General features: G+C 59.3%; 13 protein-coding genes. All 13 read left to right on the top strand.

Features of this window, described 5'->3' with window-relative positions:
• The first annotated feature begins 89 nt into the window (after positions 1-89).
• The 13 genes from BLT65_RS06125 (at position 90) to BLT65_RS06060 (ending at position 15743) form a co-directional block, all read left to right on the top strand.
• Complete coding sequence (locus tag BLT65_RS06125; RefSeq protein WP_091775953.1) at positions 90-1253, top strand: GGDEF domain-containing protein; 1164 nt, start codon at positions 90-92, stop codon at positions 1251-1253.
• Between the two features lie 144 nt (positions 1254-1397).
• Positions 1398-2084, top strand: coding sequence for a GntR family transcriptional regulator (locus BLT65_RS06120; RefSeq protein ID WP_091775949.1), 687 nt, complete (start codon positions 1398-1400; stop codon positions 2082-2084).
• A 380-nt stretch (positions 2085-2464) separates the two neighbouring features.
• Positions 2465-4804 carry a type VI secretion system Vgr family protein gene (locus BLT65_RS06115; protein WP_091775946.1) on the top strand — a complete coding sequence of 780 codons (2340 nt, stop codon included), beginning with the start codon at positions 2465-2467 and terminating at the stop codon, positions 4802-4804.
• Between the two features lie 3 nt (positions 4805-4807).
• Positions 4808-6184 carry a DUF4123 domain-containing protein gene (locus tag BLT65_RS06110; RefSeq protein ID WP_091775942.1) on the top strand — a complete coding sequence of 459 codons (1377 nt, stop codon included), beginning with the start codon at positions 4808-4810 and terminating at the stop codon, positions 6182-6184.
• A gap of 3 nt (positions 6185-6187) precedes the next feature.
• Positions 6188-6706: a DUF3304 domain-containing protein gene (locus BLT65_RS06105; RefSeq protein ID WP_091775939.1), complete on the top strand. Its 519-nt coding sequence runs from the start codon at positions 6188-6190 to the stop codon at positions 6704-6706.
• Positions 6707-6708: 2 nt separating this feature from the next.
• Positions 6709-8241, top strand: coding sequence for a T6SS phospholipase effector Tle1-like catalytic domain-containing protein (locus tag BLT65_RS06100; RefSeq protein WP_091775936.1), 1533 nt, complete (start codon positions 6709-6711; stop codon positions 8239-8241).
• Positions 8242-9210: 969 nt separating this feature from the next.
• Positions 9211-9798, top strand: a complete 588-nt coding sequence (locus tag BLT65_RS06090) for an amino acid synthesis family protein (protein ID WP_007576843.1) — start codon at positions 9211-9213, stop codon at positions 9796-9798.
• Positions 9788-10696: an alpha/beta fold hydrolase gene (locus BLT65_RS06085; protein WP_091775933.1), complete on the top strand. Its 909-nt coding sequence runs from the start codon at positions 9788-9790 to the stop codon at positions 10694-10696. Before BLT65_RS06090 ends, BLT65_RS06085 begins: the two co-directional genes overlap by 11 nt.
• Positions 10689-11645, top strand: coding sequence for a flavin reductase (locus BLT65_RS06080; protein WP_091775930.1), 957 nt, complete (start codon positions 10689-10691; stop codon positions 11643-11645). The genes BLT65_RS06085 and BLT65_RS06080 overlap by 8 nt, the downstream gene beginning before the upstream one ends.
• Positions 11646-11761: 116 nt before the next feature.
• Positions 11762-12805 carry an LLM class flavin-dependent oxidoreductase gene (locus BLT65_RS06075; protein WP_091775927.1) on the top strand — a complete coding sequence of 348 codons (1044 nt, stop codon included), beginning with the start codon at positions 11762-11764 and terminating at the stop codon, positions 12803-12805.
• A 33-nt stretch (positions 12806-12838) separates the two neighbouring features.
• Positions 12839-14311, top strand: a complete 1473-nt coding sequence (locus BLT65_RS06070; protein ID WP_007576847.1) for an aldehyde dehydrogenase — start codon at positions 12839-12841, stop codon at positions 14309-14311.
• Positions 14312-14320: 9 nt separating this feature from the next.
• Entirely contained in the window at positions 14321-14635 is a 315-nt protein-coding gene (locus BLT65_RS06065; protein ID WP_042311757.1) for an NIPSNAP family protein, read from the top strand.
• A 76-nt stretch (positions 14636-14711) separates the two neighbouring features.
• A complete protein-coding gene (locus BLT65_RS06060) occupies positions 14712-15743 on the top strand; it encodes an ABC transporter substrate-binding protein (RefSeq protein ID WP_007576850.1) in 1032 nt (343 codons plus the stop codon).
• Position 15744: the final 1 nt, after the last annotated feature.

Here is a 15744-nt window from a genome sequence, read left to right as displayed (position 1 = left end):
GCGGCACGGGCTGAGGTATATTGCGAGGCTGTCCCGCAAGCGCACATGAAACGGATGATTTTCATGTCGCGTGCCCGCCCCGGAACCGTATGCCAGCCTTCGATCTTCGCACCGTCATTCTGATGTCGTCAGTCATGCCAGGCTTGATGGCGCTAGTCATGTTCTCGCTGGGGCGCGGGTTTCCGGCAAATATTCGCGGCGTCGGGCATTGGGCTTCGGGGGCGCTGATCGTGTCGTTGTCGGCGATATTGCTGGCGTTGCGCGGCGGCATCGGCGACTGGCTTTCGATTGTCGTCGCCAACGTCGGCCTGATTCTCGGCACAGGGTTGTGGCTGATCGGCAGCCAGTTGTTTTATGGGCTCCGTCCGTCGAGGCGCTTCATCGCGCTGCTGCTCGTAATCGGCGTGATCGCGATGAGCTGGATGACGTGGGTGCATCCTTCCGTGGCGGGACGCACGCTATGCATGTCCGCGATCCTCACAGCGACGTTCGGCATGAACAGCCTCACGATGCTGCGTTTCGGCAAAGGCAGCAACACGGCGCTCTACGTCGGCTCGATGCAACTGGTGCAGACGGTCGCGACGGCGGCGCGGGGCATCTCGATGTTCGTGCCGGCCTGGGCGAGCGCCGGACTGTTTGCTCCCGACTTCATCCAGAAGATCTATCTGATTACGAGCGCTTTGATGTCGCTGACGGTGACGGTCGGCTTGATGTTCGTCGCGATGGACAGATTGCGTAACCAGCTCGAACAGCAGTCGTTCATGGACCCGCTGACGGGGCTGCTGAATCGTCGCGCGTTTCTGAGTGCGCATCAGCAGGAACGCGAGAAGACGATGCGCACGGGCGGACTGCTGTCGCTGCTGCTGATCGATCTCGATCACTTCAAGCGGGTCAACGATACATATGGGCACGCCACGGGCGATCGCATCCTGATCGACTTCGCGAAGCGCGTCGCCGATCTGTTGCCGGCGCCGGGGCATGTCGCGCGCTGGGGCGGCGAGGAGTTCGCCGTACTGTTGCCGCGCGTGCTTCCCGACGAGGCGAGGGAACACGCCGAGCGTATCCGCCAGCGCGTCGCGCAGAAAGACGATGCGACGCTGCCCGGCTATACATGCAGTATCGGTGTCGCGTGCATGGCCGCGAGCGACGCGACCATCGAGCAACTGGCGAGAGATGCCGACGAAGCCCTGTATAACGCGAAACGCGGCGGGCGTAATTGCGTCCAGCTCAGCGACCACGTGATCCTGATCTAGAGGCGCCCGAGCGCCTGGGCGGATAGCCGCCGCTTTTCATCCAGCCGTCAGCGCGGCAAGATGGACGATAATATGGCATTCCAGCTTCAACGTTCGCGTTTCGCGAGCCGAGTTGGGCCTTCGTCCATTTCCTTACTGCTGCCTATGTCAGACCTCAGAATCGACCGCAACGCGAAGACGCTGCGCGAACTTACGCTCGACAAGCTGCGCGGCGCGATCGTGCAAGGATATTTTCGGCCGGGCGCGCGGCTCGTCGAACGGACGCTGTGCGATGAACTGGGCGTGAGCCGGACGGTGGTGCGCGAAGTGCTGCGGCACCTGGAGACGGAAGGGCTCGTCGAGATCGTCGCGCGGCAAGGGCCGATCGTCGCGCGGCTGGACCCGGCGCAGGTCGGCGAAATCTATGAACTGCGCGGTTTGCTTGAAGCCAACGCGGCACGCGCCTGCGCCGAGCAGTCGTCACCCGAACTCGTGCAGCAACTGCGCGACATCCGCAAGACCATCGAAGACGCCTTTGAGAAAGAAGACCTGCCGCGCGTGCTCGATTACACCGAACGCTTCTACGAGGCGATGTTCGAAGGCGCGCAGAAACATGTGTCGCTGACTGTCGTGAAGACGCTTAACGCGCGTATCAACCGGTTGCGCGCGTTGACGATTGCCGTGCCCGGTCGCGGTGGCGAGTCGAATCGCGAGATGAACAAGTTGCTTGACGCCATCGAGCGGCGCGATGGCGACGCGGCGTCGGCGGCGTCGTTTGCGCATATCAGGCGCACGGCGGAACTCGCGCTGAATGCGCTCGCGCAGCAGGACGAATCGACCGACAACGCCTGATTCGTTTCCTTTCTTCTACTGTCCCCAAGGCCGCCGGCATCACCGGCGGCCTTTCTTTTGAGGCGACGCGGCAATACCCGCTTCCGGGAGCCGTAGGCACGCGTTGTCGATCGGAATCTGGCCGCCCAGAAGGTCTTGACGGGCCGCAACTCCGTATACGGACTCATATGCATGGTGTCGGAGCGGGCGTGAGGTCTACCTGTCCCGATCGGTGCAAATCAAAAGATTCTGATTTTTCTGGTTTCGTCATTCAGAAAGCATAAATTTCTCCGCGTGCGCCACTTTCAGATATTTCTCATAGCGCGGCACGCCGTTGCACGTTCGAATCATCGTCGGCCCACGATGTCACCCAGACATCGGGATAATTCGGATATCAAACTATGGCTGAAGGTTTTGAAGGCGGTGGCCTGCGTCTCAATGGACTGACTGGCAGACAGCCCTTCTTTCTCGAAGTGCCGGGCAGTACAAGCGCAAGCGGGCTATCAGTAGTCTCCTTCGCAGCGACTGAGAGAATTGGCGAACCCTACTGCGTCACGATCCGGCTCACACACCCATTTCGACTGGCGCGTGCAGACTATCTCGGCAAGGATGCGACGTTTTCGATCGTTACGGAAGACCTCGACGGGCGCCGATTTTCGGGCTGGATCACCAGTTTTACCGAACTGAAGACGACGCGCGATTTCACCAGCTATGAAGTGGTGCTCGAGGCGCATTTTTCGAAGCTGGCGCGCGTGCATTCCAGTCGCATCTATCAGCACGTCACAGCGCCGGAAATCATCGAGAAGGTACTGAAACGACATGGCTTGCGGGGCCATCACTACCGTTTCCGGCTGCGCCGGCAGTACCCGCAGCACGCGTTTCGCATGCAGTACCAGATGGATGACCTGGCGTGGGTGCAACTGCTGATGAAGCAGGAAGGCCTCTACAGCTATATCACGGCGGGTGAGCATGGCGACGTGCTGAACGTCTGTGACGATATTGACCATTATGTCTATCAGCCGTCGCTCGATGTGCCGTATCGCGAACAGGCTGGTCTGGAGTCGGGCATCGAGGCCGTCACTTCGCTCGTCACGCGGATGCAGACCGTAGCGCAATCGTTCCAGGTTGCCGACTATAACGCCGACAGTGCATGGGAGCGAATCAGGGACGATGCCAACGTAGCAGCCGAAAATAAGACCACCTACGGCCAGCCCTATGTATGGGGCACGCATCACCCGGACGCACAGGCCGCGAAGTGGGAAGCCCAACTCAGGCACGAGGCGGCTGTCGCCTCCCAGGTCATCTATGAAGGCGAGAGCAATGTTCTTGCGCTGATGCCCGCGCGCGTCCTGCATATCGATGAAGCGCTACCTGATGCGCCGAACGGGCAGGTCATCGTCGAAGTGGTCCATCGTGGTGCGCGGGACGATGCCTACGCCAATACATACAAGGCGATTCCTTCTGACCGGCGTTTCCGACTCGCGCTGGATGAGGGAGCGTGGCCCAGGATTGCGGGCACACTCAGTGCCCGCGTGACGTCACCCGACCAGTACAAATATGCGTACCTGACCGCCGCCGGTTATTACGTCGTTCGCTTCGATCTGGATTTCGATGAATGGAATCCGGGCGGCGAGAGCGTGCCGCTGCGTCTTGCGAAGCCTTTTGCGGGTGCGTTGCAAACGGGTTTTCACTTCCCGTTGCTCGACGGCACCGAGGTTGCGATTGCTTTCCATGACGGCAATCCGAACCGGCCATACATTGCGCACGCGATGCACAACAGCCAGGCCGTCGATCACATCACGAGCGACAACCGCTGGCTATCGCGCAATGTGATCCGGACGCAGAGCAACAACAAGCTGCGTATGGAGGACTGGGAAGGTCAGGAGGGCATCAAGCTCTCGACCGAACATTCCGGCAAGACACAACTGAATCTCGGGTTTCTGGTCGATTCGAAGAAACAGAAGCGCGGTGAAGGCGCAGAGATTCGGACGTCCGGGCATGCCGCCGTGCGGGGCGGGAAAGGTCTGCTGTTCATTGCGCATGACAAGCCGGGTGCAACCGGACAGCAACTGGATATGGCGCCTGGTTTGGACCTGCTACGTCAGGCGTTGGACCAGAGTTCGGCTCTCGCGGAAACCGTAAAGACGGCACAGGCGATTGCAGCCGACTGCGCACGGCAGAAAGCACTTCTCGACGAGACAATCGATCAACTCAAGCGCTCGGGGATATTCGTGACCGCCCCGGAAGGAATCGCAATGGCTACGGGCGGTGAACTCCAGTTCAGCGCGGCGAAGAACCTCATTGCCACCGCTGGCGGCAACGCGGATATGAGCATCATGAAGCGCATCACGATGGCTGCGGGTGAAGCCGTGTCGGTATTCGCCTGCCGGATGGGAATCAAGCTATTTGCTGGAAAAGGAAAGGTCGAGATACAGGCGCAGAACGACGCCATGTCGCTCGATTCCGAGAAAGATATGACGATCCGGAGCGCGAATGGGCGTGTCGTGATCGAGGCAAAGAAAGAACTCATCCTCAAGTGCGGCGGGTCTTACCTGCGCATGACGATGACGGGCATCGAGGACGGCACGCGAGGGGACCGTACGTGGAAAGCTGCGTCGTTCTCGCGCCGGGGGCCGGCCCATCTTCCCGAAGAACTGCCTGTTCTGCCCAAGCCGGCCGCAACGCAATGTGCGCTGCGCGCGAGTCAGTCGGGGATGCCGTTCGCAAAGCTGGAGGGCTGAGCGATGTATCTCGACTTCGAAAACGGTATGCTTGCGCGCTTTCGTGCAATGCACGCAGAGCTGACGGCATCCGATCCAGGGGTGCGCCTATACGCACTTGTCGATATCGGCCGCATGGAAGTCCGGGAACGGGATTTTCTGTTCAACGACTGGGATAGCCAGCACATACCACTCTATTCGGGTTCCGGCTTGGACCACCTGGAGCAGACCGGCCCGACGCTTTTCGCAATGCCCGACATACAGGGGGAAGAAACCTACACGGCCAGCTTCCTCAATCAGCAGGTGAATCCGCTGATGGTCTTCTGGAAGGTATTGCAACTGGCTGAAATAGACGCGCAGCTTGTCTCGTGGGTCTGGACGTCGTGCGACATGGAGCCGTTTGTCGATCACCTGCAAACTCTGCTTCACGCGCGTCTCGGCCCTACCGAGGATGACGTTTGGTTCTTTTTCTACCAGCCATCGTACCTGCAGGTACTGCATCGCTCGTTACCGGACGAGACGCGAAGGCACTTGTTCGGTCCGTGTCATGCGTGGTGGACATTGAACACGCGAAAACGGCTAGTCGAACTGGCCGGTGAAAGCTGCACGATACCCCGCGCGTGGGATGCCTTTCCTATTCCAGCAAAGACCGTGACGGAGTTGCAGCGGGAGGTAATACCGCGACAGGTACTCGAATGGCTCGACAAGGCCACGCCCGGCCTCATCAAGTCCCGTCACCCCAACGAACGAATGGAGGAAATTGGGCCGTTTGTTACGCGTGCGCTGGACTATGGTCTTTACAGCAAAACCGATGTCGCGGCATTCGTCGCCTACGGACTTCATTACCTTCACAACTACGACACGCACCCGGTATTGCAGCAGATGCTTGCAGATCAGAGCGCATCGAGACTGCCGCTGATCGATCGATATCGTGCAATAGGCGGCGACGTATGGCAGGAACTGTTAACGACTAGACAACAACGAGTTGATGAAGAAAAGCGCGCAAATTGGCACAGCAAGCTACAGGAAGCGGGCCGCGTAAAGACGACTCTGCGTTTTGTGAATGCGAGAGGAAAAGACATTAACTTCGTCCGCTTTTGGTTCACGGATGACGAACACATCGAATATCAGAAAATACACGGCGGCATCAAGTGGAACCCTCGCTCGCCGAGTTTTATCGAACGTAATCATATGGAGGTTCCAGTCCCGGGTTTGCGGATGACGGTCTACTGGAGCGAGCCTTATGGGTGGTCGGAAAAGCATGTGTTGACCGTTGAAGGCGATCTTCCAATTGACGAAAATAGCGGTGTACTGGAAGTCACGCTGATTAGCAAGAATCCCGAAGCCGTGATGCATTCCATCGATCCGCTCGATCTATCGATAACAAGGGAACAAAAATAACTGATGAAAATAGATATGGGAAAACGAATAGTACTCGCGATTTTCACAGCTGCTACACCGTTGCTTGGCTGCGCGAGCCTTTCACAAATCGGCTACGTGCCAGAGGTCGCTGTCTTTACCGCTAACTACACCGACAAGTACGTCTACTACAGCCTGGACGACGCCGATGACCGGCCGTTGAATATTGGGGGCAGCGTTCATCCATTCAAAAACGGTGGAACTGGCGGCACAGACTGTTGCAGGTCGATGCCGGATGCCGGGCAGAAAATCACCGTTCGGTGGCAGGAAGGGACCAAGGATATCAACGCGGACCAGACGCCCCTTCTCCATAAAACAGTCATAGTGAGAGGCTCGTCGCCTCCGTCTGGTGACAGGTTTAACTACATGATCGTTCGGTTCTTTTCCGGCCAACAAGTAGAAGTGGAAATTCTCTCTGATCCAAATGGACCAAGGGCCACGCGAAATCCAAGACGCGACCAGATTTTCTATGGTCAACGAGTGATGCGAAAAATTGGAGAATAGCGATGCAGGACTGGTTTACCGATAGTCACGAAGCGTTTGGGAAGGCGATCAAGACTCTCACTCAATTGCACGCGGAAGAGTTCGATACCTGTACCACTTGTGACCAACAGCCTTGGATCAGTTTCTTCTTCGACGGGACCGGAAACAACAAGAATGCAGACATCGCGAATGAAAAACTATCTAACGTTGCGAGACTTTATGAGGGGCACGCGAGCGACGCGCCTTTGATCGTCCGACACTACCTGGAAGGAATCGGGACACGATTTGATTCGAGTGACCCAAGCTGGATAGATGATATTAGAGATAGCGAGTTATTAGGTGGCGGAACAGGACTAGGGGGAGATGCGCGATTGAAACGAGCAATGCGTCTGCTCAACGATTCGTTATCCACAAATCATCGCGTTACGCGTATTGACGTAGCCGTTTTTGGCTTCTCGCGCGGCGCGACGTTGGCGCGCGCCTTCGTCAACAAACTGCTCGATAAGGTTGAACGCATCAATGGCATACCACACTGGCCCTGTCCGACTGCTGACGATGGCAAGAGCGCGCCGCTGCATATCCGATTTCTCGGACTCTTCGATACGGTCGAGTCAGTCGGAATGCCCGCACATGACTTTAGCGATATGTTGATGCGTGTGCCGAACGAAGTAGAACAGTGTTTGCACCTTGTGGCCGGACACGAAGTCCGCTCAGCATTCCCGCTTACGCGACTGGGAGTGATGACAGCTACACATCGTGAGTTTGTCTATCCTGGCGTGCATTCCGACGTGGGCGGCGGATACAAACCGGGCGAGCAGGCGCGCATTGACACGCTTGCACGTATCCCGCTTAACAGAATGCGCCTTGAAGCTGCGATAGCCGGAGTTCCCTTCACACCACCCGCGCTTCTCGACAAGAAGACCTCAGACCTCTTTGACTATGGCGCAGACTTGAAAGCAGCTTTTGACGAGTTTGAGGCTGCGGCGGATATCGGAACCACTTTAGACGCCAAGATGGCTGCACACATGCGTCTTTATTACGGGTGGCTGAAAGCCCGGTATCAGACAAACCCATGTGATGTGTACAAGGGCGTTTGCGGCGCAAATTCACAGAGCGAAAAGGACCTTGAGAGAATCAGGTCTTCCCATACAACGATCACTGCGCAGATGGACTCGCTCAACTGGCGGCGTTACTGGATGGAGGTTGAGAAGACAAACCCGTGCGAGTGGCACGACCGCGCAAAAAACGGCGGCGTACCACCGAAACTTTCCGCGGAAGAGCAGGCTTACTATGAAGCCTGGCTCAACCCGCCAGTACTTTCCGACAACCTGATCCGTTTCTTCGATCAATATGTTCACGACTCGCGAGCTGGATTCGAATCGTTCATCGGCAAGGGGCTGTATCTGACAGCGCGGGAGATCATTTCGCCGTCCGGAGAACAGACCAATGTCGTCAAAAATCCTCCCACCATAGCCGGAACGGACTCCATTTCCTCGAACCAGCTTACGCCCCTCGGAAGCACACATGTTCAGGCCACGCCGTCAGTCACGCGATAACCCGCTGTCTGGCGGACTACAAAATTCCCGGTCGGTGACGATTGCCGACGCTCACCTCATCTTCAATACACGATCAGCAACTTTCACAATACCGTGTCTCACGTCGTGCCCTTCCTTAACAAAGGAACGCTCGGTTATTCGACCGATCTTGCGGGGCGGATTCGCGATTGCAATTTTCGAAACCTGCAAGGCACAGTCAGGCGCGGTCTTCTCACTGTCGGGCGCGGTGAGACACCCAGACTACTTGCATTTGGAAAGAGTGTTGACGACAACAAAATCCAGGACGAGAGCAATTGACCATACGCTATGACATCAGGGACGGCGACTCTACGACCGCGTGTGGAATCGTCTTCTCGCCCCGTCGAGGCGACACACTGGACGGCAAAGAGATCGCGTATGAGCACGACATGGTCAAGTGCTTCGCCTGCGGTACGACCGGTTATATCGTGTGCGTCGGAGCGCATCCCCACGAAACAGGTGCTGGTGGCAAACACAGTGCGTTGAGCGATGACCTCTGTGTGTGCAAATGCGATCCATCGCCCAGGTTGGTCGCTTCGCAGCATCGCAGCGGATGCTGATTGTTATATAGCCAGTAGTTCTCACGCGGCTCGGACGTGTCCAAGGCACGAACCCACTGCCAAAAAAACGCAACCTTTCGATGATTTCGGATTGGCGTACGGCGGAACTGGGCGTTGAATGCGCTGGTGCAGCAGGACGAGTCAGCTGATAACGGCTGATCTGGTTCAAAAACAAGGCCGCCGGCGTTGCCGGCGGCTTTTCTTTTTTGCGCCTTCCCATCGGGATGCTGCGTCGCACAAGTCGTCGCCTTATGCCCAAACCGTGCCTGAAGTCACCGCATCCGTATCATGGTATTCCATAATACTTTGGTCCTTGGTGCGGACCATAAGATGGAATACCATAATCTCAACAAACGACATTCACGGCCTAGGCCCCGTCAGGAGAAACGATATGAAGCTGGAAGTGCGCAAGCTGGTCACGTACGTCGAAGAGACCTTTATCGAAGGTGGCAAGGCTGCGGCCCGGCCGCTGAAGCTGATCGGCGCGGCGGCCGTGCTGCGCAACCCGTGGGCGGGACGCGGCTTCGTCGAAGATCTGAAGCCGGAGATTCACGGCCTGGCGCCACAACTCGGCGAAATGCTGACGGCTGAAATGCTGCGCGTCGCCGGTTCGGGCGATGCGATCGAAGGGTATGGCAAGGCGGCTATCGTCGGTACGTCGGGCGAGATCGAGCATGCGTCCGCGCTGATCCATACGCTGCGTTTCGGCAACTACTATCGGAAAGCCGTCGGCGCGAAGAGCTATCTGAGCTTCACGAATCTGCGCGGCGGCCCGAACTGCCCGATCGCCATTCCGTTGATGCACAAGCACGACGAAGGCATGCGTTCGCACTATCTGACGGTGCAGTTTTCAATCGTCGATGCACCCGCACCCGATGAACTGGTGATTGCGCTCGGCGCATCGATTGGCGGCCGTCCGCATCATCGGATCGGCGACCGCTATCAGGACCTGAAGGAGCTCGAGTCCAATGAAGCGTGAGCATGTCTCCGGGCGCACCGTGTCGCGTGGCGAGGCTGCGGGCACTAGCTACAGCGTCTACGCGCCGCAGTCGGCGGATGCACCCGAGACGGTGGTGCTGGTCCACGGCGTCGGCATGAACCAGAGCGTGTGGGCACCGCAGATCGATGCGCTGACGGCGGCGTATCAGGTCGTCGTGTACGACATGCTCGGCCACGGCAACAGCACACTGCCGACGCCCGCGCCGACGCTTGACGAATACGCGGCGCAACTCGAAACGCTGCTCGATGCGATGCAGATCGAACAGGCGCATGTGGTCGGGCATTCGATGGGCGCGCTCGTCGCACTCGAATTTGCGCTTGCGCATCCGCAACGCACGCTGAGCGTCGTCGCGCTGAACGCGGTGTACGACCGCACGCCCGCACAGCGTGAAGCTGTGATGACGCGCGCCGCGATGCTCGGCGATGCGCCCACGGAGAATCCCGCCGCCGCCGGCGTGGACGCCACGCTGTCACGCTGGTTCGGCGATCCGATTCCCGTACATCTGACGCAATCGGCGCAGGCCGTGCGAGATCTGTTGTTGTCGGTCGATCCCGTCGGCTATGCGCGCACGTACCGGCTCTTCGCCAGTTCGGACGATGCGCATGTCGGCCGCCTTGCAGAACTCGCCGTACCCGCGCTGTTTCTCACGGGCGAGTTCGATCCGAACTCGAGCCCGTCGATGTCGAGCGCGATGGCGGAGGCCGCGCCATTCGGCCGCGCGGAAATCATCGCCAACGAACGTCACATGATGAACGTCACCGATCCGGCGCGCGTCAACGAACGGCTGCTCGCGTTTCTGACGGAAACCTCGGCGCAGCGCGCCGCGACAGCAGCGAACGCGCTGCACGGATCGATCTCTGGAGAACGCCATGACTGATGCCGTCAACGAACTGCCCTTTGACATCGCCGAATTTCGCCGCGCGCTCGGCGCGTTCGTGACGGGCGTGACGGTCGTCACGACGATCCAGGCCGACGGTTCGCCACGCGGCTTCACGGCGAATTCGTTCACGTCGGTGTCGCTTGATCCGCCGCTGATCCTCGTCTGCATCGCGAAGACGGCATCGAGTTATCAGGTGTTTTCGCAAGCGCCTCAGTTCGCGGTGAGCGTGCTGGCCGAAGACCAGAAAGCGGTGTCGGGCGTGTTCGCATCGAAGGCCGCCGACAAGTTCGCACAAGTCGCGTGGAGTGCGCGCGCAACGGGTGCGCCCGTTGTCGACAACGCAGCCGCGTGTTTTGACTGCACGACGCACGATGTCGTCGATGCTGGCGACCACATTATATTGATCGGACGCGTGGTCGATTTTCTTCATACCAGCTCGTCGCCGCTCGGTTATTGCCGGGGCGCGTATGTGAACTTCAGCCTGTCGCAGGACGCACTCGCAGCGGCCGGTCCGCGCGCGCAGGTCGGCGCGATTCTCGAACATCGCGATGGCATCGTGCTGCTCGATACGCCCAAAGGTTTGCAACTGCCGACTGGCAACAAACTCGAACCCGCAAGCGATGCTGCCAGTCTGCGCGGCGTGCTGGCAAAACTCGGCCTCGACGCGCATCTCGACTTTCTGTTCGCCGTATTCGAATCGGGCAGCGGCCAGGCACCGAGTGTGCAAGTCTATTATCGCGGCCGCGTGATCGACAGCGGCGCAGCGTGGATGGACAGCGCGATCCGCATCGTGCCGTTGGCGCAGATTCCGTGGGATGAATTGCACGACGACGCCGTGCGCTCGATGCTTGAACGCTATGTACGCGAACGCAGCGAGGATGCCTTCGGCATCTACGTCGGCGACACGGAAGCGGGCACTGTGCAGACGTTAGCGCTGACTCAATGAATGCTTTGCATGAGACGAGAGTAAGCGCTAAAGCGCTAACTCTCGTCGAGAGCCTTGCATGGGACGAGAGTAAGCGCTAAAGCGCTAACTCTCGTCGACACAGGAGACTGAACATCATGAAGTTTTCACTATTCCTGCACATGGAGCGATATGACGACACGACGTCGCATCGCGAACTGTTCGATCAGATGACCGAACTCGTGCAGATGGCCGAGCGCGGGGGCTTCGAGACCGCGTGGATCGGCGAGCATCACGCGATGGAATTCACGATCGCGCCGAACCCGTTCGTCAATCTGTCTTACCTCGCGGCGAAGACGGAGCGTATTCGACTGGGCACGGGCACGGTGATCGCGCCGTTCTGGCATCCGATTCGTCTCGCAGGCGAAGCGGGCATGGTCGACGTCGCGAGCAATGGCCGGCTCGATCTCGGCATCGCACGCGGCGCCTATTCATTTGAATATGAGCGCCTGTTGCCCGGCCTCGATGCGATGAGCGCCGGAGCGCGGATGCGTGAACTGGTGCCCGCGTTGCGCAAGCTCTTCAACGGCGATTACGAGCATCAGGGCGAATTCTGGTCGTGGCCCAAAACGACGCCCGTGCCGCGCCCGATTCAACAACCGCATCCTCCCATGTGGCTCGCCGCGCGCGACCCGAACTCGCATGCGTTCGCGGTGGCGAACGGCTGCAACGTTCAGGTGACGTCGCTGGCTTCGGGCGATGCCGAAGTCGTGAGCCTGATGGAGCGTTTCAACGCTGCGTGCTCCGCGCATCCCGAGGTGCCGCGTCCGCAGGTGATGATGCTGATGCATACGTTCGTCGGCGCGAATGCGGCGGAAGTGGATGCAGGCGTGGAAGATCTCGCGACGTTCTATCGCTACTTCAGCAAGTGGTTCAAGAACGAACGTTCCATCGAACAAGGCTTTATCGAGCCACTGACGGATGCCGACGTCGCCATGTTCCCGCAATACTCGTCCGAGTCGATCCGTAAGAACCTCGTGATCGGCGAACCGAAACAGGTGATCGCGCGGCTCAAGGGCTATGAGGAACTCGGCTACGACCAGTACAGCTTCTGGCTCGACAGTCATATGAGCTTCGAACGCAAGCGCAAGTCGCTGGAACTGTTCATTTCCGACGTGATGCCTGCTTTTGCAACCCGCTGACGTCACGCGCTAACAGACAACGGAGTGGCTGACATGGTCCAGCGGTTCCAGCAATACATCGACGGTGCATTCGAAGAGGCGCGCGAGCATTTCGACAGCATCGATCCATCGACGGGCGACGTCTGGGCGCAAATGCCCGCCGCGAGCGCGGACGATGTCGACCGCGCGGTGCGCGCCGCGCATCGCGCATTGAACGACCCGGCGTGGGCAAACCTCACGGCGAGCGCGCGCGGCAAGCTGCTGTACAAACTCGCCGATCTCGTCGCGCAACATGCGCCGCGTCTTGCCGAACTCGAAACGCAGGACACGGGCAAGATCATTCGCGAGACGCGCAGCCAGATTGGGTATGTCGCCGAGTATTACCGCTATTACGCGGGCGTCGCCGACAAGATTCAGGGCGCGTGGCTGCCCGTCGATAAAGCCGATATGGAAGTGACGCTGCGGCGCGAACCCGTTGGCGTCGTGGCGGGCATCGTGCCGTGGAATTCGCAACTGTTTCTGTCGGCTGTCAAAGTAGGACCGGCACTCGCAGCGGGCTGCACGATTGTCCTCAAGGCATCGGAAGAAGGTCCCGCGCCTTTGCTCGAATTCGCGCGGCTCGTGCAGGAAGCGGGCTTTCCGAAGGGCGTCGTCAACATCGTGACGGGCTTCGGCAACGATTGCGGACGCACGCTGACGAGCCATCCGCTCGTCTCGCGCATCGCCTTCACGGGCGGACCTGAAACGGCGCGTCACGTGGTGCGCAATTCGGCGGAGAACCTCGCGGCGATGTCGCTGGAACTCGGCGGCAAGTCGCCCGTGCTCGTATTCGACGACGCCGATCTCGACAGCGCATGCAACGCCGTAATCGCGGGCATTTTCGCGGCGACGGGGCAAAGCTGCGTGGCCGGTTCACGGCTCGTCGTGCAACGCGGTATTCACGATGCGCTTCTCGAACGTCTCATTGCTAAAGCGCAAACGATCCGCATCGGCAACCCGCAGGACATGGCAACCGAAATGGGACCGCTGGCGACGCGTCGTCAACTTGAACATATCGAGAACGTGCTGCGCGCGAGTGTCGAAGCGGGCGGGCGCATCGTAACGGGCGGCAAGCAGCCGGACGGTATCGGCAAGGGCAATTACTTCTTGCCGACCATCGTCGATTGCCCGAATGCGCAGGTGCCGAGCGTGATGGAAGAACTGTTTGGACCGGTGCTGAGCGTCGTCACATTCGACACGGAAGCCGACGCGATCGCCCTTGCGAACGACACACGCTATGGCCTCGCATCCGGCGTCTTCACACGCGATCTGACGCGCGCGCATCGGCTCACGCGTGCGTTGCGCGCGGGCATTGTGTGGGTCAACACGTATCGCGCAGTGTCGCCGATCGTGCCGTTCGGTGGCTATGGTTTGAGTGGGCTTGGACGCGAAGGCGGGCTCGAAGCGGTGCTCGAATATACGCGCACGAAATCGGTCTGGATTCGCACATCGGATGAACCGATCGCCGATCCGTTCGTGATGCGTTAAGGAGCCCGCATGTTCTACGAAATCCGCACGTATCGCATCAGGACGGGCGCCGTGCCTGCCTATCTGAAGCTGGTCGAAGAAGAAGGCATTGCGTTGCAGAAGCGCTATCTGGGCCAACTGATCGGCTACTTCTTTTCGGAGATCGGTCCGCAGAATCAGATCGTGCATATCTGGGCCTATCCGAGTCTCGACGAACGCGAACGCCGACGCGCGGCGCTCGCTGAAGACCCCGCATGGCAGGCCTTCGCGCCGAAGATTCAGGCGCTGATGGAAGAGATGGAAAACAAGATCATGAAGCCAGCGCGTTTTTCGCCGCTAGCCTGAGAGAACGCATTTCGACGGGCCGCCCGCTGTACGAATCCCATCGCATCGACACAAGACATATTCCCTGGAGACAGACATGAGCAGCAGAAGCACCACGTATTTCGCGCCGCTGATCGCGCTTTGCGCGGCGACGCTCGCGGCAACGCCGGCACTTGCCGCGGACCCGATTGTGTTCACGAGCTGGGGCGGCACCACGCAATCGTCGCAGCAGAAGAACTGGGCGGCGCCGTTCACGCAGGCGACGGGCATCAACGTGCTGATGGATGGCCCGACCGACTACGGCAAGCTCAAGGCGATGGTCGACAGTGGCAACGTGAACTGGGATGTCGTCGATGTCGAAGGCGATTTTGCGTATGCGGCGCAACAGGCCGGCCTGATCGAACCCATCGATTACTCCGTCGTAAAGAAGGATGAGCTGGACCCGCGCTTCGCGACGCCGGCGGCCGTAGGCAGCTTCTACTATTCGTTCGTGCTCGGCTACAACAAGGCGAAATACAAGGACGCGCAGCCGTCCACCTGGGCCGATCTGTTCGATACGAAGAAATTCCCCGGCAAGCGCACGCTCTACAAATGGTCGGCACCTGGTGTGCTAGAAATTGCGCTGCTCGCCGATGGCGTGCCGCCGAACAAGCTCTATCCGCTCGACCTCGACCGTGCGTTCAAGAAGCTCGACACGATCAAGGGCGACATTGTCTGGTGGAGCGGTGGCGCGCAATCGCAGCAATTGCTCGCATCGGGCGAAGCGCCTATCGGCATGTTCTGGAACGGGCGCCTGCATGCGCTCGAACAGACGGGCGTGCCCGTCGGCATTTCATGGAACCAGAACCTGACGGCGGCCGACATGCTCGTGATCCCGAAGGGCGCGAAGCACAAGGCTGAAGCGATGAAGTACCTCGCTGCTGCAACGAGCCCGCAAGCACAGGCGAAGTTCGCAACGGACACGGGTTATGCGCCTATCAACGTGAAGTCGGCCGCGCTGATGTCGCCCGCCATCGCGAAGACGCTGCCCGACCAGTACAAGAACTCGCAGATCAATCTCGACATGAAGTACTGGGCCGAGAATCGCGACGCGATTGCGAAGCGCTGGTACGCGTGGCAGTCAAAGTAAG

The sequence above is a fragment of the Paraburkholderia steynii genome (genome assembly GCF_900100565.1).
GTDB lineage: Bacteria > Pseudomonadota > Gammaproteobacteria > Burkholderiales > Burkholderiaceae > Paraburkholderia > Paraburkholderia terrae.
This window is presented reverse-complemented; position numbering and strand designations above follow the sequence as displayed.